At 38.0% G+C, this 24,653-nt stretch carries 20 protein-coding genes and 1 other RNA gene; 15 read left to right on the top strand and 6 right to left on the bottom strand.

Annotated features, from left to right (window positions below):
- Positions 1 to 87 precede the first annotated feature (87 nt).
- Positions 88 to 2,289: a multicopper oxidase family protein gene (locus ACFCYJ_RS08710; RefSeq protein ID WP_376073379.1), complete on the bottom strand. Its 2,202-nt coding sequence runs from the start codon at positions 2,287 to 2,289 to the stop codon at positions 88 to 90.
- 574 nt (positions 2,290 to 2,863) lie between these two features.
- On the opposite strand from ACFCYJ_RS08710, the gene ACFCYJ_RS08705 reads away from it, so the two are divergent.
- From ACFCYJ_RS08705 to ACFCYJ_RS08680, 6 genes are all read left to right on the top strand, one after another.
- Complete coding sequence (locus ACFCYJ_RS08705; protein ID WP_376073377.1) at positions 2,864 to 3,346, top strand: cell wall elongation regulator TseB-like domain-containing protein; 483 nt, start codon at positions 2,864 to 2,866, stop codon at positions 3,344 to 3,346.
- Positions 3,347 to 3,362: 16 nt separating this feature from the next.
- Positions 3,363 to 4,556 (top strand): pyridoxal phosphate-dependent aminotransferase, encoded by a 1,194-nt coding sequence (locus tag ACFCYJ_RS08700; protein ID WP_376073375.1) that lies wholly within the window; start codon positions 3,363 to 3,365, stop codon positions 4,554 to 4,556.
- 28 nt (positions 4,557 to 4,584) lie between these two features.
- On the top strand, positions 4,585 to 5,880 hold the full coding sequence (gene asnS / locus ACFCYJ_RS08695; protein WP_376073374.1) for an asparagine--tRNA ligase: 1,296 nt from the start codon (positions 4,585 to 4,587) through the stop codon (positions 5,878 to 5,880).
- Positions 5,881 to 5,976: 96 nt separating this feature from the next.
- Positions 5,977 to 6,705 (top strand): DnaD domain-containing protein, encoded by a 729-nt coding sequence (locus ACFCYJ_RS08690; RefSeq protein ID WP_376073372.1) that lies wholly within the window; start codon positions 5,977 to 5,979, stop codon positions 6,703 to 6,705.
- Between the two features lie 12 nt (positions 6,706 to 6,717).
- On the top strand, positions 6,718 to 7,380 hold the full coding sequence (gene nth / locus ACFCYJ_RS08685) for an endonuclease III (protein WP_376073370.1): 663 nt from the start codon (positions 6,718 to 6,720) through the stop codon (positions 7,378 to 7,380).
- A complete protein-coding gene (locus ACFCYJ_RS08680) occupies positions 7,377 to 7,691 on the top strand; it encodes a YpoC family protein (RefSeq protein WP_376073368.1) in 315 nt (104 codons plus the stop codon). Before nth ends, ACFCYJ_RS08680 begins: the two co-directional genes overlap by 4 nt.
- A 372-nt stretch (positions 7,692 to 8,063) precedes the next feature.
- On the opposite strand, the gene ACFCYJ_RS08675 is transcribed toward ACFCYJ_RS08680, so the two are convergent.
- On the bottom strand, positions 8,064 to 10,787 hold the full coding sequence (locus ACFCYJ_RS08675) for a PBP1A family penicillin-binding protein (RefSeq protein ID WP_376073366.1): 2,724 nt from the start codon (positions 10,785 to 10,787) through the stop codon (positions 8,064 to 8,066).
- Positions 10,784 to 11,434 carry a Holliday junction resolvase RecU gene (recU, locus tag ACFCYJ_RS08670; protein ID WP_376073364.1) on the bottom strand — a complete coding sequence of 217 codons (651 nt, stop codon included), beginning with the start codon at positions 11,432 to 11,434 and terminating at the stop codon, positions 10,784 to 10,786. Before recU ends, ACFCYJ_RS08675 begins: the two co-directional genes overlap by 4 nt.
- Before the next feature lie 426 nt (positions 11,435 to 11,860).
- Between recU and ACFCYJ_RS08665 the strand changes: the two genes are divergently transcribed.
- The 3 genes from ACFCYJ_RS08665 to ACFCYJ_RS08655 all read left to right on the top strand — a co-directional run bounded on the left by ACFCYJ_RS08665 (position 11,861) and on the right by ACFCYJ_RS08655 (position 15,332).
- A complete protein-coding gene (locus ACFCYJ_RS08665) occupies positions 11,861 to 12,055 on the top strand; it encodes an endonuclease (protein WP_376073362.1) in 195 nt (64 codons plus the stop codon).
- A 654-nt stretch (positions 12,056 to 12,709) separates the two neighbouring features.
- Complete coding sequence (locus tag ACFCYJ_RS08660) at positions 12,710 to 13,096, top strand: YppE family protein (RefSeq protein WP_376073360.1); 387 nt, start codon at positions 12,710 to 12,712, stop codon at positions 13,094 to 13,096.
- Positions 13,068 to 15,332 carry a DEAD/DEAH box helicase gene (locus tag ACFCYJ_RS08655; RefSeq protein WP_376073358.1) on the top strand — a complete coding sequence of 755 codons (2,265 nt, stop codon included), beginning with the start codon at positions 13,068 to 13,070 and terminating at the stop codon, positions 15,330 to 15,332. The genes ACFCYJ_RS08660 and ACFCYJ_RS08655 overlap by 29 nt, the downstream gene beginning before the upstream one ends.
- A gap of 174 nt (positions 15,333 to 15,506) precedes the next feature.
- Here ACFCYJ_RS08655 and ACFCYJ_RS08650 read toward each other — a convergent pair whose 3' ends face one another.
- From ACFCYJ_RS08650 to ACFCYJ_RS08640, 3 genes are all read right to left on the bottom strand, one after another.
- A complete protein-coding gene (locus tag ACFCYJ_RS08650) occupies positions 15,507 to 16,097 on the bottom strand; it encodes a copper amine oxidase N-terminal domain-containing protein (protein ID WP_376073357.1) in 591 nt (196 codons plus the stop codon).
- Between the two features lie 303 nt (positions 16,098 to 16,400).
- On the bottom strand, positions 16,401 to 16,565 hold the full coding sequence (locus ACFCYJ_RS08645) for a hypothetical protein (protein ID WP_376073355.1): 165 nt from the start codon (positions 16,563 to 16,565) through the stop codon (positions 16,401 to 16,403).
- 87 nt (positions 16,566 to 16,652) lie between these two features.
- Entirely contained in the window at positions 16,653 to 16,859 is a 207-nt protein-coding gene (locus ACFCYJ_RS08640) for a hypothetical protein (protein WP_376073353.1), read from the bottom strand.
- A gap of 403 nt (positions 16,860 to 17,262) precedes the next feature.
- Between ACFCYJ_RS08640 and ACFCYJ_RS08635 the strand changes: the two genes are divergently transcribed.
- The 6 genes from ACFCYJ_RS08635 (at position 17,263) to ACFCYJ_RS08610 (ending at position 24,535) form a co-directional block, all read left to right on the top strand.
- Positions 17,263 to 18,519, top strand: a complete 1,257-nt coding sequence (locus tag ACFCYJ_RS08635; RefSeq protein WP_376073351.1) for a ribonuclease H-like domain-containing protein — start codon at positions 17,263 to 17,265, stop codon at positions 18,517 to 18,519.
- Positions 18,520 to 18,636: 117 nt separating this feature from the next.
- Positions 18,637 to 18,930: a cell division regulator GpsB gene (gpsB, locus tag ACFCYJ_RS08630; protein ID WP_376073349.1), complete on the top strand. Its 294-nt coding sequence runs from the start codon at positions 18,637 to 18,639 to the stop codon at positions 18,928 to 18,930.
- Positions 18,931 to 18,990: 60 nt separating this feature from the next.
- Positions 18,991 to 19,371, top strand: an RNA gene (rnpB, locus tag ACFCYJ_RS08625) — RNase P RNA component class B.
- A 291-nt stretch (positions 19,372 to 19,662) separates the two neighbouring features.
- The gene (locus ACFCYJ_RS08620) at positions 19,663 to 21,402 is read left to right on the top strand and encodes an EAL domain-containing protein (RefSeq protein ID WP_376073347.1); all 1,740 of its coding nucleotides are present in this window, start codon (positions 19,663 to 19,665) and stop codon (positions 21,400 to 21,402) included.
- A 3-nt stretch (positions 21,403 to 21,405) separates the two neighbouring features.
- Positions 21,406 to 22,542: a THUMP domain-containing class I SAM-dependent RNA methyltransferase gene (locus tag ACFCYJ_RS08615; protein ID WP_376073345.1), complete on the top strand. Its 1,137-nt coding sequence runs from the start codon at positions 21,406 to 21,408 to the stop codon at positions 22,540 to 22,542.
- An 85-nt stretch (positions 22,543 to 22,627) separates the two neighbouring features.
- Positions 22,628 to 24,535 (top strand): ATP-dependent DNA helicase, encoded by a 1,908-nt coding sequence (locus tag ACFCYJ_RS08610; protein WP_376073344.1) that lies wholly within the window; start codon positions 22,628 to 22,630, stop codon positions 24,533 to 24,535.
- The last annotated feature ends 118 nt before the right edge of the window (positions 24,536 to 24,653 follow it).

Genomic DNA, 24,653 nt, shown 5'->3' with positions numbered 1-24,653 from the left:
ATTTATAAAGCGCGAGAAATCAACGTTCTAAAATTGATTTCTCGCGCTTATTAAGATTTTGACTAGTTTTGTCCCAGCCTCTTAACATTAGTACCATCTTCTCCGACGCCTAGTAGCTATTCTTTGTCGTGGAGGTTGAAACTCAGTAGACGGGAAGATTGGCTGAGGAATACTTTCAATATCAGTTACTTTATGCTCTAAGCGCTCTACATTAGAAAAAGTGATAGGCTGAGTAGTGTTCAAGAGCGGTGCAGATAGCTGATTATATTCCACATTGTCTTCTAAATAAGCTGTATCAGGAGAGCGAGTAATGTTTTGGGTACTAGTTAAGAGAGGAATAGTTTGCGGATTATAGTCTATTTCGTCTTCTAAATAAGCTGTATCAGGCGAGCGAGTAATGTTTTGGGTACTAGTTAAGAGAGGAATAGTTTGCGGATTATAGTCTATTTCGTCTTCTAAATAAGTTGTTTCAGTAGAGTGAGTAATGTTTTGAGTACTAGTTAAGAGGGGAATAGTTTGCGGAATGTAGTCTATTTCTTCTTCTAATTTAGCTGTTTGTAAGGGAGAAGCATGAGAATATTCTATTTTTTCTTCTGTTGGAGTGATGTATTGAGTATTGTTCAAGAGTGGTACGGTGTGCTCATTATTACCTGTAACAATAGGAGAGTCGCCATGATGCTGTTCTGGCGAATGCTCTATTTCCTGGTGCTGGATTTCAGCATGTGGCTCTTGCACGGGGTGAACGTCCTTCATAACGAGTATTGGTCGCATCATGTCATGATCTTCATGTTCTAGGAAATGACAATGCCACATATAATGGCCGACATGATCTTTCCAATGCATAATAATTTTCGTCACTTTCCCGGCTTCCGCTTTTACAGTATCTTTCCAACCTTGCTCATAGTTATGTGGTTTTTCAGGGGGACCTGTAAATTCCAGTCTACCTTCATTTTGATATAGCTCCATATCGAAAGGGCGTCGTTCTAGTATTTTAAATTGAATTAAATGTAGATGAATAGGGTGATCAAACTGTGTGGCATTCATAAAATTCCATATTTCTATACTATCAAGTGCAGGCTTTTCAGTAGCAGGGTCATGATACATACGATTATTTAATAATAACATTGGCCGACCAAAATCATCTGTCGTAGCCGTTAATGGTAAGTGTCTCTCGATATGTGCATCGTGTGAGTGTAAATCCATTGATACTGCGAGTCTTTCTGGTATTTCACTAGTATCCTCACACTTTAGAGGAAGACATACGTTAAACTGCATGATTACTCTTGTATGTTCATCGATGATATCTTCATCAGAATTGATTAACGTTATTTCCTGACCTTCCCATGATGAAAAATCGACAATAACATCTGTTCGTTCTGCCGGCAATAACTCTACAGATTGAATTTCTTGAGGAGCTGTTAAAAAGCCTCCGTCTGTTCCGATTTGTATCATAGGCTCATCGTTTGAAAGGCTAATGACATAACCTCTTCTATTGGAGCCATTGAGAAAACGAAATCTATATTTACGAGGCTCGACATTTAAATAAGGCCAGACCTTCCCGTTTACAACGATGGTATTACCAACAAAGCCAGGTGTAATAGATGGATGAACGGGAACTGGGAATGGTGGTTCATCAGGATAGAAAAGTGAGCCGTCTTCATTAAACGATTTATCTTGAATTAAGATAGGGTACTCATAGTCACCACAAGGTAGGTTAGAACGCTCCTCAAGTGAATCCCGAAGTAAATAAAAACCGGCTAATCCCGCATACACATTTAAACGAGTTAGTGCCATTGCATGATCATGGTACCATAGTGTTGTGCCGGGTTGATGATTAGTATATTCGTGTATTTCATTATTGAACTTTGGGCCTGTTTGCGCATAATCTCTTGTATACCATGCTTCGGGATGACCGTCACTCTCCCAATCGACATTTGCGCCATGTAAATGTGTAACAGTTCTTACTTCCTGCGAATCGTTAGCCGCATGAAGTGTAAAATCGACTGGTAAAAAGTGCTTTGAGGGCAATTGGTTTTTATATCGAACATAAATGCTTTTGTCTTTTTTAGCTTCAATAGTTGGTCCGGGATAAAGCCCGTTATAGCCCCATATAATTGATTTTGGGAAATCTTTATGGAAACAATGCTCTGCTTGGATCATTTTAAGCTCATAATAATCTTTTCTTTGTTGGCCCTTATAGTATTTTGGTTTAACGGTAACCGGTTTTGGCAGCTCATCCACAAATTTTGGTATTGTTGCTGGATCTGTAGGATTAACTTCTTTAGTCAAAACATCACGTCCCTTTTTCAATTCTTAAAAATTGCTAATTACCTCATCATATGGGTAAAAACACTGGGCAACAAGGACAATAATGGAGAAAATTGTGCGAATAAAAAATATCGACATTTAATCATCTGCAGGAGTTCGATATTCACAGCAAAACAGGGGTGTTTGAGCAATTACAAATTGAGCAAGTAGATTGTTGGTGGTACCGGGCAAACCAGGACAGTCGTACGAACTGTGTTATATGTGAATTATCGTTAGTTTTTAGCGGAAATTTTACTTCCTATTCGCAATTGTGAATAGGGATTTTTACATTGAAAGGGTTAACATTTTTAAGGGCTAAACCAAAAAGAAAAAAATTACTACTCGAATCATTTGAAAACGTTATTCTATCAACGTACAATATATGAAATTAAGAGACACGACAGCACAAAATTGTTGTATAATGTTGTGGTATGAGGAAAGAAAGCAGGTTGACAAAAATGGAAAGCAAAATGAATGTATACGCAGTTATAAACATACAAAAGCATCAGGCATTTGGGTTAAAGAATATGCTAGATGTGAAACATAAGGTGAATATATGAAAAACTGGTTGATTTTCATTTCTGTCTTTATGGTTTCGTTGTCACTTGTCATTAGTATTTTAGTACTCTGGAAAGCCGAGGCTCCATTCCATTCAATTGAAGATCAGGCTGAACAGTTGGCACTTGATGCCAAAGCCCTCGCAATTGTCTCGGAGTCCTACACATATAATGGCAAACATTCGTATGTCACTGTGTTCGGGGTAGATGAATATGGTGATAAAAAAGCTGTCTTCGTTCCGACGAATCTAAAAGCTGATTCAATTAAGGAAGTATTGTTAAAAGATGGTATTACGGAGAAGGAAGCATTATCGGTTTTAAAAAAGGAAGGAAATGTACAAAAAGTCCTCAATGTGAAATTAGGTTATGAGGAGCCAGGGGCTGTTTGGGAAATAGCATACCTAAACGATCACGATAAGCTCAACTATGTCTATATTATGTTTAAGGACGGCGACTGGTGGAAGCGCATTACGAATTTATAAGAGGAGTAGATCCCGTATGAAAAATTTATTAGCAAACCGTGTAAAAACTTTAACACCATCTTCAACTTTAGCCATTACTGCGAAAGCGAAGGAGTTAAAAGAGCAAGGTATTGATGTTATTGGCCTTGGCGCTGGTGAACCTGATTTCAACACGCCACAAAATATTTTAAATGCTGCCATTGATTCGATGGAAAAAGGGTTAACAAAATATACACCTGCTGGCGGTCTTCCGGTACTTAAGCAAGCCATTATCGATAAACTTCAACGCGACAACAATCTTACATACAAGCCGAATGAAGTAATTGTAGGTGTTGGAGCAAAACATATTCTTTACACTTTATTCCAAGTTATTTTAAACGAGGGTGATGAAGTTATTATTCCAATTCCTTATTGGGTATCTTATCCGGAGCAAGTAAAATTAGCGGGCGGTGTTCCAGTTTATGTGGAAGGCACACGTGAGCAAGGCTATAAAATTACTGCAGATCAATTAAGAGCTGCTGTGACAGATAAAACAAAAGCAGTTATCATTAACTCTCCTAGCAACCCATCAGGTATGATTTATTCTCGCGATGAGATTGCTGAAATTGCTGCTGTTGCAGAAGAAAAAGATATTTTAATCGTGTCAGATGAAATTTATGAGAAGCTTGTATACAATGGTATTGAGCATTTTTCAATTGCACAGCTATCTGATGCAGTGAAAGCACGTACAATCGTTGTAAATGGTGTTGCAAAATCTCACTCTATGACAGGTTGGCGTATCGGGTATGCTGCAGGGGATGCGGACATTATTAAACCAATGACTGACCTTGCATCACACTCTACATCGAACGCAACAACAACTGCACAATATGCAACAGTGGAAGCCTATAATGGCCCACAAGACACGGTTGAAGAAATGCGTCAAGCATTCGAATCTCGTCTTGAAAAAATCTATCCACAGTTAAGTGCAATTCCTGGCTTCAATGTATTAAAACCACAGGGTGCATTCTACTTATTACCAGATGTCGCAGAAGCTATGGCTCATACTGGCTATGATTCTGTAGATGCATTCGCTGCGGATATTTTAACAGAAGCAAACGTAGCAGTGATCCCAGGTTCTGGCTTTGGAGCACCAACTACAATGCGATTATCTTATGCTACATCTTTAGACTTATTAGAAGAGGCAGTCCGTCGAATTGATACATTTGTAAAATCAAAATGGCAAGACTAATCCTTTTAACCAACTTTGGAGGATTTATATGAAAAAAATTATGATTCAAGATATGCCAAAGCATATCGGCGAAACAATCAAGCTAGGTGCTTGGTTATCTAACAAACGATCAAGTGGTAAAATTGCCTTTTTACAACTACGTGATGGTTCTGGCTTTGTACAGGGCGTTGTTGTAAAAGAAGAAGTAGGCGAAGAAATTTTTGCAATTGCAAAAGGTATGTCCCAAGAAACTTCTATGTACATTACAGGAGAGGTTAAAGCAGATGAGCGTTCAAGCTTTGGTTGTGAGCTTGTTGTAACTGGTATTGAAGTGCTTCACGCTGCAACTGATTTTCCGATTACGCCAAAAGAACACGGTCCTGAGTTTTTAATGGATAACCGTCACTTATGGCTACGTTCTCGTAAGCAACATGCGATCATGAAAATCCGTAACGAAATTATTCGTGCAACTTATGAGTTTCTTAACAACACTAGCTTTACAAAAATGGACCCGCCAATTTTAACTGGATCATCTCCTGAAGGTACTTCTGAGTTATTCCATACAAAATATTTTGATGAAGATGCATTCCTTTCTCAATCTGGTCAGCTTTATTTGGAAGCGGCTGCGATGGCTTTAGGTAAAGTGTTCTCATTCGGCCCAACATTCCGTGCTGAAAAATCTAAAACACGTCGTCACTTAATCGAGTTTTGGATGATTGAGCTGGAAATGGCGTTTGTTGAATTTGAAGAAAACTTAGAAATGCAAGAACAATACGTGGAGCATATCGTGCAATCAGTTCTGGCAAATTGCAAATTAGATTTAGAGCGTCTTGGCCGCGATACATCTAAACTTGAAAATATTAAAGCACCATTCCCTCGTATTTCTTATGACGATGCCATTAAATTATTACATGAACAAGGATTTGACGATATTGAATGGGGCGATGATTTCGGTGCACCACATGAAACAGCAATTGCTAATTCATATGACAAACCTGTGTTCATCACATGCTACCCAGTAGGCATTAAGCCGTTCTACATGCAACCACATCCTGACCGCGATGATGTAGTATTATGTGCAGATTTAATTGCACCAGAAGGTTATGGTGAAATAATTGGTGGTTCTGAGCGTATCCATGACTTTGATTTATTAAAATCTCGTCTTGAAGAACATCATTTATCTTTAGATGCTTATGCATGGTATTTAGAGTTACGTAAACAAGGCTCTGTGCCACATTCAGGCTTCGGTCTTGGATTAGAACGTACAGTAGCATGGATTTCTGGCACGGAGCATATTCGTGAAACAATTCCATTCCCACGTTTATTAAACCGCTTATACCCTTAAGCAATTTAGGTTTTGAAAGTGTAAAATTAAAAAAGTCGCGTAGTGATATGTCTACGCGGCTTTTCTACTTACGATGGAAAAGGAGTCAAGTATAATATGAGCGCAAATAATAATCGACTCCGTACATGGACTGAGCAGAGAATGATTCAAATTCCTCAGCTTTTTTTTCAGTTTTATAAGGAGTTAAATATTGAGGATGATGAGGCACTTATTGTTATGCATTTACTTGCATTCAATATAGAGGGGAATGATTTTCCAACGCCTAATGATCTAATGAATCGTCTAACAATGCCTAGCAATGACATTACTTCACGTCTACAGCGATTAATGCAAAAAGGTTTCCTAGAAATAACAAGCGACGTCGATGCAAGTGGCAAACTATATGAAAAATACTCGGTATACCCACTGTGGGAGCGTATTATGCAGATAATTGAAATGAAGGAACATCAAAAATCCGCAACATCACTTCGACAAGAAGAGGGGGAGGTTTTCCGATTATTTGAAGAAGAAATGGGGCGTCTTTTATCTCCTTTAGAGCTAGAAAAAATCGGATTTTGGTTAGATGAGGATAAGCACAGTCCGGCGCTTATTAAGGAGGCGCTTAAGGAGGCTGTGTTTGCTGGCAAGCTAAGTATTCGTTATATTGATCGAATATTACTGGAGTGGAAAAAGAAAAATATTACGACACCTCAGGCTGCACAAAAGCAAAGTGAGCAGTTCCGAGAAAAGCAAACCTTTAACAGACCGTCAAATCGTACAATGCAGCAAGAATCACAGTCGACAAATAAAGTACCATTTTATAATTGGTTAGAAGAAAGAGAATAGGGGGCTTCCGACATGTTAACAAAAAAACAATGGGAGCATTGTCTAGCGGAAATGGACCGTATGTTCCCTGATGCACATTGTGAACTAGTGCATGACAATCCGTTTGAACTGACTATTGCCACGCTATTATCAGCACAATGTACGGATGTACTTGTAAACAAAGTAACGAAAACATTGTTTCAAAAATATAAAAAGCCTGAAGATTATTTAGCTGTATCCTTAGAGGAGCTACAACAGGATATTCGCTCCATCGGCTTGTATCGAAATAAGGCGAAGAACATTCAAGCATTATGTCAACGACTATTAGAGGAATACGGGGGCGAAATACCAGCAAGTCGTGAAGCACTAGTTACGTTGCCCGGTGTTGGTCGCAAGACGGCTAATGTCGTGTTGTCTGTAGCTTTTGATATTCCTGCACTTGCAGTGGATACACATGTAGAGCGCGTGTCTAAACGATTAGGGCTTTGTCGCTGGAAGGATTCAGTATTAGAAGTCGAGGAAACAATTATGAAAAAAACACCGATGGACAAGTGGTCGAAAACACATCATCAGCTAATTTTCTTCGGTCGTTATCATTGTAAAGCTCAAAACCCTAACTGTCTCACATGCCCTTTACTTGATGATTGTAGAGAAGGACAAAAGCGTTTGAAAAAAGGGCTGGTGAAGGAATCATGAATGTAGAGGCAATCGCAAAGGAAAAAGTGGATGCTTGGTTTGTAGAATGGACGGAACTAGAGGCCAAAATTCATGCAGCTCATGATGCAAGGAACGGTGAAGCAAAAGGATTGATGGAAGAGGCTATTTTATTGTTTGAGCGTTTAGTGCAAGAAGCAGGCGATGAAGTATTGCCCATTAACGGTGTAGAACGATTAATCTTTATAAAAGCAAAGCCTGGCCAATATGCTTGTTATCGTCAGCTCGATGAATTATTTAAGGAAACAAAAAAACGAGCAGCACGACTACGCTTGCAAGCTGCAAAAAAGTAATACAGACGGATAGATTTAGCAAATTGAAAGAGATAAAAAAGCAGAGTAGCGTTGAAAAATAGAATGGGCAATGAAATCTGATAACGCGCTCCTAAATTTTTGGGGCCGTAAAATCTCTAGACGACTCTCTCCATTGTGATTGAGTCGTCTTTTTTTGATAGAAATTGAAATTGTTCCGATAAAACGAGATAATATTCCGATAAAAGTTAAAATTGTTCCGATAAATCTTCAAAGTATTCCGATAAAAATGAACATCGGAACAGAAATCACCCCCTTGTTTTGCAGAAGATTTAATATGACACTTTAATTTTATTGACATATAGTTCTTCAATAACAAAAAAGCAGAGTAGCGTTAAGCTACTCTGCTTTATTTTATTCAGTACTACCGGTACCATCATCCGGTACGGTTGGTTCAGTTGGTGTTGTTGGTGGCTGGCTACCATTATTGTTGCCATTGTTTCCTGGAGGGGTACCGTTATTTCCAGTATTGCCACTGTTGCCATTCCCACTGCCATTGCCATCGCCATTGCCATTACCATTACCGTTCCCGTTCCCATTGTTGCCGGTATTGCCATTGCCATTGTTATCATTTCCGTTACCATTGTGGTTATCGTTGTCCTCGGTAGAGCCATTTTGGTCCGGTTCCGTTGGTTCCTCAATATCAGGTTCCTCAGGAGTATCTGGCTCTTTATCTTCTTCAGCCGTACCTGTTACTTGGAAGGTAGTTGTACCTGGTTTACTGCGTGTACCATCTACAACTGCTACGACTGAAATCGTGTAGTTGCCATCTTCCAGCATGTTGCTAACTGTTAAACCTTTGCTTTCCGTTTTACCAAGAGAAATAGTCTCTCCACCTTCTTTTTTAGCGGATACTTCGAAAGTTGTTGGTAGCGGTTCATTTGAATCCGGATTAAGCATTGCATCATGCTCCCAAGAAATATTGATAGATTGACCTTCTAAATCTAGGCTTGCACTTACATTGTAAGGTGTAGAAAGCTCTGGTACAGCGTATTCATTTGAAACTTCATTAGGCTCAGAACCACGTACAAAAAGCTCTGTTCGACGTTTCTCACTTGGAGTAAAACTACTTGCTAATTTAAGTGGCTTTGATCCTACTTCAATTGTAGCTTCCACAACTGAGTTTGGCTTTTTGAAACGTGGTGTTTCAACGTTCTGCGAAATATCTTGCATAATTTGTTTAAATAAATGTTGTGGTAAACGACGCTCATCCCAAGTTGTAATTGGATCAAAGTGTTCTTCATAACCACTCCAAATAGCGATTGAATAGTTTGAAGTATACCCAGCAAACCATGAGTCCGGTACACTTGTATCCGGTAAATTATGTTTGCTAAAATCAGCAGCTGCGTAGTTTGTTGTACCTGTTTTACCTGCGATATCTAATCCAGGTACATTGGCAGCAGTACCTGATGCATCCGGCTTATTGCCGACAACGTCACGTAACATATCTGTCACCATGTAAGCTGTATAATCGCTCATTGCTACATTAGACTCTGGTGTGTAGTCTTTTGTTGTTTTACCGTCACGGTAAACGATTTTAGTAATTGCATAAGGATCAGTGTAAACACCATTATTCCCAAATGCTGCATAGGAAGCAGCCATTTGCGTAGGAGACATCGTAATATCTCCACCACCGATTGCATCAGATTCATAAACATTTTTAGAATTAATACCTAAACGACCAACAAATTCTTTAGCTTTATCAATACCAACTTCTTGTAATGCTTTAACAGCTGGAACGTTACGTGAAGCATATAAAGCTTTACGTGCTGTCATTGCACCCATATATTTATTATCCCAGTTTGTAATGTTTTGTTTCGAATTAGTGTAGGTCATAGGTTCGTCCACAATTGTTTGACCTGTTGACCATTTTAGATTTTCAATTGCTGGTCCATAATCTAGTAATGGTTTTATTGTTGAACCTGGTTGATGTTTTAAATCATAGGCATAGTTCCAACCGCGTTCAGCCCCGTAATTGCGTCCGCCACCGATTGCTTGAATTTGACCAGTTTTCGTATCAATGACAGACACACCCGATTGAATCTTTTCGGACGGGAAGTTACTGTCATCATTCATAATGTTTTCAACAATTTGCTGAGCATTCGGATCAAGTGTTGTGTAAACTTTAATTCCTTCCGCCATTGCAGAACCATCGCCGTTACTCTCTAGCTCATTAATAACGACATCAAGGAAGGCGTCGTATTTAGAGCCAGCAAATTTTTGACGTGTCGCATCGTCAGCTAGACCAGCTTGAACGTTTACTTTCTTTGCTTCCTCCATCTCGGCTTTTGTAATTTTTTTATGTTGATACATTAAACCTAGAACGGTATTACGGCGTTTTTCTGCAAGTTCAGGATTTTTTAATGGATTGTAAGCATTTGGGCGCTGTACTAAACCTGCAAGTAATGCTTCTTCATCTAAACTTAAATCTTTTAGTTCTTTCCCGTAGAAATATTGGGCTGCTGTTCCGAAGCCATAAACACGACCTGACATCAGCATTTTGTTAAAGTACATTTCAAAAATTTCTTCTTTTGAATATTTACGTTCTAATTGGTAGGCAAGCCAAGCTTCCTGTGCTTTACGTTTTAATTTTTTCTCATTTTGTAAAAATGAGTTTTTAACAACTTGCTGTGTTAATGTAGAGGCCCCTTGTGCTCCGAAGCCATCACGGAAGTTAGCGAGTATTGCCCCACCAAGGCGATAAAAATCCATACCACCGTGCTCGAAAAAGCGTGCATCTTCCGTTGCAAGGATTGCGTTAACCATATCCTTAGGTATATCTTCATATTTTACATATTTGCGGTTTTCTGCACCAATTGTGGCAAATAAATCACCGTTTTTATCATAAAACTCAGAAGAAACGGGGTCCTTCAGTAATCTTTCATCTAATTCAGGTGCGGTACTCGCGTAATAGGCGAATAACCCAGCACCACCAATAAAACATGCAGCCATAATTGCTGCAAGTGTTAGCGTAATGCGCTTAAACCATTTTTTCTTCGATGGTTTCGGAGCGCTTTTTTTATTTTTTTGAGCGAGAGCTTTTTGATGCTCACCGCGTGTTGGACGACGTTCAGTCATTCTACTATCTCCTCACTTTCAGAACCATGACTTTGTGCTTCAATGAGCTGTTGGATAATCGGTAAATAATCGATACGTGGATAATAGCTTGTAGGAATTTCAAAAGCTTCCTTTTCTATAGTTGAAAAGGGGATCGATTTACGTTCACCGTTTTCCATCGCTAGCCAGGCCTTTTGTAAAACATCGTATGGCACGATAAAATATCGTTCAAAAGCCGAGAAACGAACGATAATAAATGCCACGCCATTGTGTTCCGTCACTTGCTGCATATGTGTCATTTGATGTAAGTGAATATTCTTTAGCGGAAAACTGGTCTTTGAAGCTGTTTCCTTTGCATCAAAATCAATATAATGCCCGTTCCAAACACCGTTGTAATCTGTTGTTGATGGTGTTCGAAAATAAGCCTCACGAATAACTGCAGCACTTCGTGATGGGTACTCTACTTTGACGATTTGCACGGGAACAGGTTTCTTATGAATGATAGCAAGTCGCCTTTTTACATAATAATCGTTTGCTTCATTAATTTCATCTTCTAGTGTTTTACCTCGATTACTAAAAGAAAAATCTTTTTCTTTCCCCTTTTTTACCGTTTTTTGAACAGCAGGATTAGGGGAATACAATTTCCCATTCGGATAACGAATTGTCATTTAGTTCACCCTCTATAATACTGCTATTATACAATAGTTTACCATGATTAAGTAGCAGTTCTCTACTTCCATTAATAGTATGATTGACGCTAGATTATTTATGGTTAAATTTACCGACGAATGACCGATCGTTGGGCAATTTTCGCCTCCTAAAGTCGAAAAATATCAAGTGATTTAACTCGTTCTTTCACGCGAATCGTCAAAATAACTGATGAAATTTCCAAGCGGATTTATAGAAAAAACGGTACTCCACGTTAGCGTCTCTACTTGATTGCTATTTTGAAGACTAGAAAATTTAATAGACGAGTTCAATTAAATTTTATCGAAATACTTCTTCTTTCAGCTAACTTACGCTTATTTTGTCACGCATGAAGGTAATTTTATACATGCGAGGAATACATAAATTAAAGCAAAGGAGGCGTAATTTTGAACAAGTTAAAACAATTAGTTGCGCAGTTGGATCTGGTCAATCAATTACTGTTAACAAGAGTGTCTTTGGAAAACAATGCACAGAGCATGCATTTTTTTAAGCAGCTCAAATCTGTTAGCCAGAAAGTAAGCTTAGCAGAAAAGAACTGGCAAGTAAAGAATGCTTGTTCGCCTATTAGTAGTGAAAAATGATAGACTTTGGTACACTTATCTCATATGCAATTTAAATAACTCAATATGAGCATTTTTCATACATTATTTGCCACCGAGAGTGATATACCTTGAATAAACCTCATCGCCAAAAGTTTGGGATGTCATTTTCTTGAAAGATATGCCGTTTAACTAAGCTGATTGGAGAGGTGAGTGGGCGTCTCCTTGGTCACAGATGAGACCTTGAAGAGAACCAGTAAAGGAATGAAGGCAAAAAGTATCATGTCCTGTGATAATGTCTTTATGACCAATATCATGCGCTGTCGTTACGTTTTCATATAGTCGGAACGGAAATTAAATCCCACGTTATGGTGATGAGCCATAAATAAAGGCTGTTTTACATCATTGGAGTAAAATTACTCATATAGCATAAATAATTTTCGATTTTAAAATAGCAGGTTCGGAAAATTAGCTTAAAATGATACTATGCGTTTACGTTAATGTAGATGATTCTTCATTTAAAGGATGGATCCAACCTAAATACAAAAATATTTAAAGGCCCATCACCAAAGTTGGGAAGTTCATTGGGGATCAGGTTATGGATGAACCTTGGAGCGAGGGAGAGTGGAATGAATGCCAACGTAGCCAATCCCACGTTATGGTGATGAGCCTTCATTAATGAAATGAGGTGCGAAATTGTTGTTAATACAGCAAACTTCCAAATTAATAGATGAATGTGAAAAATGTGTTGCACGCTTCTGGCAAATGCGTGAGGAGAATCGTACTCCCGACTTTTTTGAGGAGGTTAAGCCACACGCAGATATCATTCACCAACTTTTAAAGGAATGGCAACAAGAGGCGAATGTGTGGATTCAAAAAAATCGACCAAAATATATGCATACACAACAAATTGCTTCAGCGGTCGAATCGATGGAGCAATTTGTTGTGCAATCCTTTTATAAAGAAACAAGTAAAAAGCGTTTTTTAGATGCGATTCATTCAACCTCGTATACGTTGGAAATTTTCGAACGGGTAGTGAAGGAGACACAAACAGATGTTATCGAAAAAAAGGACCATCAGTGAACTGTTAAACGAGTGGAGATATGATGAAGAACTGAAGGAACGTATTTTACACTGGCAAACGCTTGAAGGGCGTGAAGCTAAATATGCTCCATTTCCAGGGAATTTACATCCTTCACTTGTAAAGGCTCTCCAAACAAGAGGGATAGAACAACTGTATACCCATCAACGTCAGGCATTTGATTACGCTATGGAGGGGGTTTCCTTTACTGCCGTTACACCAACAGCGTCTGGAAAATCATATTGCTACCATTTACCGGTACTTCAAAAAATACTAGAGGATAAAAACTCACGCGCTATTTATTTATTTCCAACGAAAGCTTTAGCGCAAGATCAAAAAAATGATTTAAATGAATTAATCGAACAAAGCGGTGAAGAAATTTTAAGCTATACGTATGATGGGGATACTGCGCCAGGCATTCGCCAAAAGGTACGTAAGGCAGGGCATATTGTGATGACAAATCCGGATATGCTTCATTCGGGGATTTTGCCACATCATACGAAATGGGTTTCACTATTTGAAAATTTGCAGTATATCGTCATTGATGAGTTGCATACATATAAAGGTGTGTTTGGCTCACATGTTGCGCATGTTATTCGAAGGTTGAAGCGTATTTGTGAGTTTTATGGGAGTAAGCCGATTTTCATTTGTACATCAGCAACCATTAAAAATCCGAAAGAGCTAGCAGAAACTTTAACAAATGAAAGTCATGCCTTAATTAGTGATTCAGGGGCGCCTGTTGGGAAAAAGACATTTCTTTTTTATAACCCACCCATTGTTCATAAAACATTTGGCGTGCGTCGTAGTGCTGTTTTGGAGGTGAGTGACCTCGCTAAAAGATTATATACAGCAGGTATTCAAACCATTATTTTTGCTAAAAGTCGTGTACGAGTAGAAATGATTGTGACGTATTTAAAGGAACTAACACGCAATAAGCTTTTAGATGAGTCGGTGCGAGGTTATCGTGGTGGTTATTTACCCTCTGAGCGACGTGTTATTGAACGAGGGCTTCGTGATGGTACTATTCAAACAGTAGTTAGTACAAATGCACTGGAATTAGGCGTCGATATTGGCCAATTACAAGCATGTATCATGACAGGGTATCCGGGAAATATCGCGAGTGCTTGGCAGCAAGCAGGTCGTGCTGGTCGTCGTCAGGACGAGGCGCTAATTATTTATGTAGCGCAATCAGCAGCACTTGACCAATATGTAGTGAACCATCCACTCTTTTTACTAGGTAGTGCACCTGAGGAAGCGCGTATTTATCCTGAAAATATGTTAATTTTAATGGATCATTTGAAATGTGCAGCGTTTGAGCTACCATTTTCCACGCATGATACGTATGGTGAATATGATATTCAGGAGTTACTTGAATATTTAGCGGAGGAAGGCGTTGTGTTTAAAACGAGTGAGAAGTGGCATTGGATGAGTGACCGTTTTCCTGCACATGATATTAGTCTTCGTTCTGCTTCGCAAGAAAATGTTGTAATAATTGATATGACTATCTCTGCACAAACAAAGGTTATTGGTGAAATGGATCGTCATAGTGCGATGACATTGCTACATGAAGAGGCTATTTATTTGCATCAGGGCATTCAATTTCAAGTCGAAAAGCTAGATTGGGACGAAAAGAAAGCCTTTGTACGAGAAGTAGATGTCGATTACTATACTGACGCTAATTTAGCGGTCGAGATGAAGGTGCTAGAGGAAGATCGGAGCCGCGATTATAAAGGTGGTATTATTGGCTTCGGTGATGTTGGCTTGGTCGCACAGGCAACGATATTTAAAAAAATACGCTTCGGTACACACGATAATATCGGTTCTGGACCTATTCATTTACCACCAGATGAAATGCATACAAGTTCGTCTTGGTTATCATTCTCTGCGCTAGAAAAATGGTCAGAGGCCGAGCTTACGGACGCCATGACTGGAGCTGCTTATGCGATGAACGCATTCATTCCAATATTCATTCAATGTGACAGTAGCGATGTCGCAGTTGTCCCACAGGTAAAGGCAACTCATAATGAACAACCGACATTTTTTGTTTATGATAAGTACCCTGGTGGCATCGGCTTAAGTGAAAAGGTATATGATTTATGGGAAGATTTATTAACTAAGACATTGGAGCATGTAGCAGGCTGTGCTTGTGAATCAGGTTGTCCATCATGTATAGGGGCTCAGGATAGCTTAGAACAAGCGAAGAAAAAAGTAATAGAGTTACTTCAAATTTTAAATTAGAGATAAAAAGAGGGCATGAGAGGAAAAAGTCTAGCACTATTCCATCATGCCCTCTTCTAGTTTACGAAATTGGAAAGATGCTTTAACGCAACTGTTGAATATCGCTCACAGGAAAGGTTAATAAAAAAGCAGCACCAAATAAAAAATGATGCTGCCCCATGCAATTCATACTAATTATTTTGTTGTAATAAATACAGCGTCATCAAAAGTAATATCCGCACCTAGTGCTTCGCTTACAAAACGTAAAGGCACCATAGTTGTTCCTTTATAAATTTCAGCTGCATGATTTAAATTAATTGTAGTTGTAACGCCGTTTGAATCAACGTAAGCTTTTTTATTTCCAACGCCAATGACAATTTTTTTATTACCTTTGTAGGCAGTCACTTTTTTTGTTGCATTGTCATAAGTAACAGTTGCACCAAGTGATACAAAAATAGCTTTCATAGGAACTAAAGTTGTTCCGTTTTTAATATAAGCACTTGGGTTGTAATATTGCTTAACATTATTGATATATACATCTACAGTTGTTAGTACTGGTTGTGGTGTACTTTGAGATGTTGGTTTTTTGGAATTTGTATTGGTAGAAGGTGCTACCTCGTTGGCTTTATTATGATAATGATACCCTGAGCAAAGACCTTTTTCTTTAGACTTTGTAGAACAGTTATGACCACCATTACTATCAAGACGACCTGGGTGTGCATCAGCCGTTAATGATGTCGCCATAAACAAAGACAACATTGTAATAAATAAAACTAATTTCTTCATGAATATCCTCCTATTAATAAAATATGGAATTATTATACTACCAAATGGATTATATTAACATGATTTAATTGCAAAAATTAGTTTTCGTGTGGAATGGATCTTATAAGCAATGATTTATTCAAAGTGTCGTTCTCATATTTGTTCAAAGAAAATAGACAACAATAATAGTTATCTATTAATCTTCAAAGCCTAGGTACTCAATTTATTTTTAAGTCTGGGCTTTTTTTATATTATAGGGGTATTTATTCATAAATTTTTGAGATTTAGTGCTTTTACGGTTTTCTTAGAAGGTGTACTGTTAATTTATTTAGTCGTTAGAATATTTTTGGAGAACATCATTTTTAAACTTCTTAGCCTCGGAAGATTTTTTTCTCCAATATCTAAAGCATTTTTATTATCTAAGTTAAATTTACCTAAATTATTATTAATTAATGCATACTGTCCCATTGAGTTTTGTTTTAAAAACAAAATGTAAGAACTTTTTTCCTTGAGCTCTTATAATGGTTGGTGACTAACTTTCTCTTCCTTGTACTTCGCCCTACAATTCCAACGGGTTCAATAATACTCTTTAGTTGGAGATGCGATAATAATGAGATCTGCCGCAGCATCCAGTTCTTCAGAAGTTTTAAATGTAATTTCATTTGCGTCTACTTGAACCCCTGGAATCGGTTTTATTATATTCATTATTAATAATAAAGATAAAAAGATTATGAGTGTAACAACTATTAGTGTGATAACGCGTTTCGAAGTAGTGTTCAGCATACTACCCCCAAAAAATTTATCCACTTCCTAATTAATTCTTTCTAGCTGATTCCGGACGCAATTTATGCCGAGGCATAATTGATCAAGAAGTGTCCAATTTCGTGAGCAGCATTAGAGACAATTCCACTATATTCCAATTTATAATTATTCATTGTATTATAATACATCCTAACTGTACCGTATAACCAATCATCGTCCACGGAGGCTTCATAAGTATAGCCATTTAAATTTACCCGCTAAAAGCTGTTCTGAAGCGAAAGGGAAGTGACAAGAACACTCGACTAGCTTTACTACTTTTACCTTCTCTTTGTGCAGAAGCTAAAAGATGCGTTATGATTACAGTATGTGAAGAAATAATACTAAAAGTTTTAGCAATTTAATATGCAGAAAATGAGTGAAGATAATGTCTTACGAAAATAAAATTTTACAAATGAAAAAAATGCTCGGTAAAAAAACGACAACAACTTTAAAAAAAGAGATTAAACCTGCTTATCAAAAACCTGTTGCTCCAAGCTATACTGAACGGTGGGAAAAAGCGGGACTGACAGTTGTAGAAAATGAATTTGGTATTGTTTTTAAACGACAGGTGCGTTATCCATTTAGTTATCAGCATGGTGATTATAAATTGCAGTCATTTTTTGATGCATTAGTAAAATGGCAAGAGGCAAAGTTCGAACATCCATATGCGTTAGAAATGAATGAAAAAGTATTGTTTTTTGATACGGAAACGACTGGCTTAAAAGGAGTAGGCACACAAATTTTTCTTTTAGGCTTTTTAGCAGTATCAGAGGAAGATGAAAGCTTTATTTTAACTCAATATGTTTTAGCGGATCCAGCTCATGAGGCAGCGTTACTTTTTGAATCAAAGCTTTGGCAAAAAACAGCGACAGTTATTACTTACAATGGAAAAAGCTTTGACTGGCCGCAACTTGAAACACGTTGGACGCTCCACCAAAAAGAATTACCTAAGCTACGTACACAGCGGCAAATCGATTTGTTGCATAGTTCAAAGCGTTTATGGAAAAATGATATGGAAAGAATGAAATTAAAGTCTGTGGAAGAAGAGAAGCTTGGCTTTTCCCGCATTGGAGATATACCTGGATATCTTGCACCAATTATTTATTTAGATGCCGTCAAAAGCGGTGCTCCAGATGCACTGATGAAAGTCCTTCTTCATAATGAATGGGATTTACTTTCACTTATTACGCTTTATGTTCATTCTACAAATTTGCTATTTGAAGAGACGAGTGAAGAATCGGCGAAAACATTTACAAATATTGGTAAATGGTACGCCGATTTAAAAGAGAGTTCGCAGAGCGTAAAGGTTTTAGAAAAGGTTACGACCCAATTTGATGCACTTGAAGCAGGAAATGCACAATATTATTTGGCGATACAGCATAAAAGAAATAAAAAGTTTAGTGAAGCGATCGATGCATTTGTGGCTTCTCTACATTTCGTTGATCAACGAAAAAAGTTGCATGTATTAGAACAGCTAGCTATGATATATGAGCATCAAATGAAAGAATATGACCAGGCCCTTTATTATACGCAAGAGGGTATAAAACTAATTAAGAAGAATGAGCAATGGAGAGTAGAACAGAAGCAAAAATGGGGAATTTCTTGGGAAAAGAGGTTACTCCGGTTAGGCAATAAGAAATAATTTCCCGGGTAAGCGCAAAAAACGACAAGTTTTGCCTTACAATTGATATTTTCAGACGATATAATGTGATGAAGTATGCTATAATGAAACGACGTAGTGTGAGGAAGGGCGATGTGAATGGATATTAAATTAACGTCAAAAATGATCCTTGAAAAGGAATTTAAGAAAAACTTTAAAGGCTACAATGTAGAAGAAGTCGATTCATTTCTTGATGAGATAATACAAGACTATGAAGCGTTCGAAAAAGTGGTGGCCCAACTTCGTGAAGAAAATAAACAGTTAAAAGAAGAAATTGATAATACGCCTAAGAGACAACCTGTCGCATCGACATCTGGTACGACAAACTTTGATATTTTAAAACGTCTTTCTAATTTAGAGAAACACGTCTTTGGTAGTAAGTTGTACGAATAAATTTTGTCAATTATGTTGTGTTTATCATAAAACTCTAGTATAATCTTTTTTATCATCATGAAATTCTGGTAATCGCTGCGGCGCTAGACGTCGTAGAGGAAAGTCCATGCTCGCACGGTTCTGAGATGACCGTAGTGTTCGTGCTTACTGAAAAAATAAGGTAAGGCAGCTGTAAAAGCTGACGGCGGAAGGAAAACCTAAGTCTTAAGGATATGGTTGAAACTTCCTGAAAGTGCCACAGTGACGTAGCTTGCTTGGAAACATGCAAGGTGGAACGAGGTAAACCCCACGAGTGAGAAACCCAAATTATGGTAGGGGCACTCTCTAAAAGGAATTGAACGGATAGAGGGACAGAGTTCGCTCTGTAGATAGATGATTACTACCCGGTCGTACGAGGCGATAGCTGTTTGAGTACTCGGGAACAAAACATGGCTTATGGAATTTTTTGATGCTTATTTATGAAATGACAAGCGCTCTCCAATTTGGTGGAGAGCTTTTCTTTTGACTATAGTAAGAAAAAGTTACTTGTTAATCATGTCTAGACATGCGCGATATACGTTTGAGAATAAGGCTGTACACTGTTGGTCATGCCTCTGTCGCTACGATTCGAAACAAAAACATCTAATTAAAACGATTATCGCAACGATGTACATATTGTCTACATAAGAGTAGACTGGCGCAAAAGCGCTTTTCTAAAAAAAGTAGTAAAGAGAGATAGGATGGAGCGGAATCATGAGCGGAGTGAACGATAGTCTGGAGAAGCTAAATTCGATTTCCAAGTATCCTATTGCCTTAATGACAAAGATCTTCGAAAATGTATCTGAAGGCATCATGATCACGGATAAGTATAAAAGAATAGAATTGGTCAATCCTGCATTTGAATTTGTAACTGGCTATAAGCGTGATGAAGTGATTGGAAAAACGCCAGCCGTTCTACAGTCAGGTGTACATGAATTGCAATTTTATTTAGATATGTGGCAAAAGATACGACAAGAAGGCATTTGGCAGGGGGAAATATGGAATCGTCGTAAAACCGGAGACGTATATCCAGAATGGTTAACAATTGTTGGTGTAGCCAACGATGAGGGAGAGATGACAAATTACTGTGGCATTTTCTCAGATTTGTCTGAAAGAAAGATCGTAGAAAATGAACTAGAAAAGCGTTTGTTAACTGACTCATTAACGGAAGTATCCAATCGATTTGCTTATATTGAAAGAATGGATAATCTATTAGAATCAACTTCTGCAATTTCTCATTCAGTACAGCATGCAGTCTATTTTTTAGATTTAGATCGATTTAAGCAAATTAATGATACGTTAGGTCATGCTGTTGGAGATACCATTCTAGTAGAAGTAGCAAAGCGCTTAAAAACATTGTTAAAAAATAAAGATATCATTGCTAGATACGGCGGTGATGAGTTTATTATTACGTTGACAAACGTAAAAAATGCCAAAGAAGCTGCAAATTTTGCTGAACAAATTATTGGGATTATTGAACAGCCTTTGGATATTAATGGTCAAGATATTTTTATTTCTACAAGTATTGGTATCAGTATGTATCCAATAGATGGTGAAACAACAGAGCAATTGATTCATTGTGCCGACAAGGCAATGACTTATTCGAAAAAGAATGGTCTTAACGACTATGCTTTTTATTTTGATGAATTGAAGACTGACTCTCAGCGTGTTTTATTATTAGATTCAGAACTACGGAGAGCTATTGAAAACCGAGAATTTGAGCTGCATTTCCAACCTAAAATATCTGTGGAAAATGAAGAGATTCAAGGGTTAGAGGCTCTTGTACGTTGGAATAGTGAAAGATTGGGATTTGTCTCGCCAGCAGAATTTATTCCTTATGCAGAGGAAACGGGATTAATCATTCCTTTAAGCGAAGTAATTATAGAAAAAGCTTGTGAAGCAGTGATAGAGATGCGTCAATCTGGCTATAAGACTCCAGTTGCCATCAATATTTCCAGCATTCACTTTAAGCAACAAAACTTTTTAGACTCTGTTCAAGCAATATTAGAGCGTTATAATACACCTGCTAACAATTTTGAAATCGAAGTTACAGAACGAACAGTGATGAACAGTGCAAATGAAACGGTTAGCAAGCTTGTGCGACTCAAGAAAATGGGCTTTAAAATTTCGATAGACGATTTTGGGACAGGCTATTCGTCTCTTAGTTATTTAGTTCGTTTCCCCCTTGATTATTTAAAAATCGATCGAAGCTTTATTCAGCATATTGGCTCACTCGATGAAAAACAGGCAGTAGTAGATGCGATTATTCAAATGTCGCATCGCTTAAAAATGAAAGTTGTTGCTGAAGGTGTAGAACAAGCACAACAAGTGGATATACTACGTAAAATGAACTGTGATATAATCCAAGGCTATTATTACAGTAAACCTTTACCGCTTCACGAACTTATGGAGTTTCTAGAGTATTGGGAAATTGAACATCAAGGAAGGAATTAGCGTATGGCAAACTATAAATTAGTAGCAACTGCTGCAATGGGATTAGAGTCGATTGTAGCACAAGAGGTACAGGCATTAGGCTATGAAACAACAGTCGAAAACGGCAAAGTGTATTTTGAAGGTGACGAAACGGCCATTGCACGAACAAACTTATGGTTACGTGTAGCAGACCGAGTAAAGATTGTTGTAGGACAGTTTCCGGCTAAATCTTTTGAACAATTGTTTGAAAGTGTAAAAGCTTTACCTTGGGAAAAATATTTACCCGTTGATGCAGCTTTCCCAGTATCGGGGAAGTCTGTTAAATCCAAATTATTTAGTGTACCAGATTGTCAGGCTATTACTAAAAAAGCAATTGTTGAGCGTATGAAACAGCATTATAAGCGTTTAGGCTTTTTAGATGAATCTGGTGCAACTTATAAAATTGAAGTTTCAATCTTAAAAGATGTGGCTACACTTACTATTGATACATCGGGTGTGGGCTTGCATAAGCGTGGTTATCGTCAAGCGCAGGGCGAAGCACCATTAAAAGAAACATTAGCAGCGGCACTCGTACAAATTTCAAAGTGGAATCCAAATCGACCGTTTGTTGATCCATTTTGTGGTTCGGGCACAATTGCTTTAGAAGCAGCAATGCTTGGACAAAATATTGCACCCGGTTATAATCGTGAATTTATTTCAGAGGAATGGCCATGGATGAAGGCAAAAATTTGGGATGCAGTGCGAGATGAAGCAGATAGCATAGCGAACTATGATCAACCATTAGAAATTTTCGGGTCTGATATCGATCATCGCATGGTGAGTATTGCACAAGAAAATGCACTAGAAGCGGGCTTTGGTGATATGATTACGTTCAAGCAAATGCAAGCACGTGATTTTACAACACAGCTAACAGATGGTGTTATGATTGGTAATCCACCATACGGGGAACGTATTGGGGACATTGAGATCGTGGAGCAGGTCATTTGTGATTTAGGAAAAGTCATGAAAAACTATCCGACTTGGTCTGTGTACATGCTATCCTCAATGAAAAACTTTGAGGAACTGTACGGTCGTCAATCGACAAAGAAACGTAAATTATTCAATGGCTTTATTGAAACGAATTATTACCAGTTCTGGGGACAAAAGTCTAAAAGAGATTAACGAATGATAACGGAAGATAAGATTTTTTCTTATCTTCCGTTTCGTCGCGTATAATAGGACCAGATAGTTAGAGGGGGAACGTCAATTGCGTAAATCTTTACCATTTGTATTAACGAAGGACCGCTCATTTTTTGAGTCATTAGGTGACTGGATGGGGGACGTCCTTTACGATGAATTACCTGAAAAGGGCTTTGAATGCCGTGATGAGCAAATTTTTATGGCTTATCAAATCGAGCAGGCCCTAAAAGAGAAAAACGTGCTTTTTGCAGAGGCTGGGGTAGGGACTGGTAAAACAATTGCCTATTTACTACCAGCTGTATCTTATGCACGCTATACTGGTAAACCAGCCCTGATCGCATGTGCTGATGAAACCTTAATTGACCAGCTAGTAAAAGAGGGCGGCGATATTTATAAGCTACAAAAAACGTTAGGTCTTGAAATTGATGTACGCTTAGCAAAGTCACGAGACCAATATTTATGCTTAAAGCGTTTTGAGGAAGCCGAAAAAGTAGAAACCGATGAATGGATCGATGATATTTCGTTTTCTATTCCTGATGGAGTATATGCACAGGGCTCGATGATTGCAATACAACCTTATGGTGAGCGCAGCGATTATCAAACAGTTAGTGATGAAGATTGGCAAAAAGTAAATTACAACTCGATTATGCAGTGTTCAGTATGTGACCTGCGAAATCGATGTGGTCAAACATTACATCGAGCACATTATCGTAAATCAGCGGATCTCATTATTTGTTCACAAGATTTTTTGATGGAACATTTAGCTACAAAGGAGTCACGTGAACGTGAAGGGCAATTAGCTTTATTGCCGGAAGTATCAATGATGGTGCTAGACGAAGGTCATTTATTAGAGTATGCTGCACAAAAAGCAATGACGTATAAAGTACAGGCGACAACAATTGTTCAATTGTTAGAGCGTTTAATGGTAGATGGTGTGCGAGAACGTACATTATATGCAATGGAAAAATTACAAGATGACCATGAGCTATTTTTTGACCAGCTACGAGATGATTTAGTCGCTTCAGAAGAAGACCGTAAACGTATTAATAAATCGCCAAATCTGTTGAAATACGGGAAACAACTTATTCATGATGTCGAAACATTACTTGAGGAATTTGTCTTTGAATCTGAAATGTACATGATTCCGGAGTATGAATTAAATATGGCAGAGGAGTATTTAGAACAATACGAGGCTTCTTTACGTATTTTTGTAGCACAGGGAGATGCAGTTGACTGGTTAGAGGAAACGGATGGGGAAGAAACACTTGTCATTATGCCGCGTCTCATCACAGAAGTGTTAGAAGAGAAATTATTCTCTAAAAAACTTCCAATCATATTTTCTTCAGCAACTTTATCAGTCAATAAAGATTTTTCATATATTGCCTATAGTTTAGGGATTCGTAATTATCAATCGTTTTCTGTTCCCTCTCCATTCGATTATGAAGAAGTTATGCATATTTATTTACATGAGCTATCTCAAAAGCAGAAAACGGCACGGGTTCAACAGCTATTACGTGATGGTGAAAAAACATTAATTTTATTTAAATCAAAACAAGCAATGTTAGATTTCAAAGCGGAACTACCTCTTATGGAACGAATGTATGTAGCGTTCGAGGGGGACCGTGAACTATCAGGAATTGTTCGTGATTTCCAAGAAGGCACGATCAAAACATTATGCTCCTATCATTTATGGGAAGGTCTAGATTTGCCGGAGGAGGCATTAACTCGGGTTATTATTTATGATTTACCTTTCCCTCCACATGATCCATTATTTGATGCGAAACGTACATTTGCAGAAAATCCATATGAAGAAGTGGAATTACCATTTATGCAACTTCGTTTACAGCAAGGAATGGGGCGTTTAATTCGTACTTCAAACGACCACGGAGATATCCATATTTTGCTGAATGAAGAAGAGGCAAAGCAGCGTGAAACATTTGGGAATATTTTAGCTGTTACACCAGAAATAATGTAGAAAAAAGCGAGATTGCACCTATTGCATTCTCGCTTTTTTTATATATTAAAATAACGTTCTTATCGTGAGATAGCGATGGGTTTGAAAAAAAGTGTTGAATATTTCTCTTTTAGGCTAT

The sequence above is a fragment of the Lysinibacillus sp. NPDC056232 genome (assembly GCF_042267565.1).
Taxonomy (GTDB): Bacteria; Bacillota; Bacilli; order Bacillales_A; family Planococcaceae; genus Lysinibacillus.
Note: the sequence above shows the minus strand (reverse complement) of the source record. Positions and strands in the feature narration are given on the sequence as shown.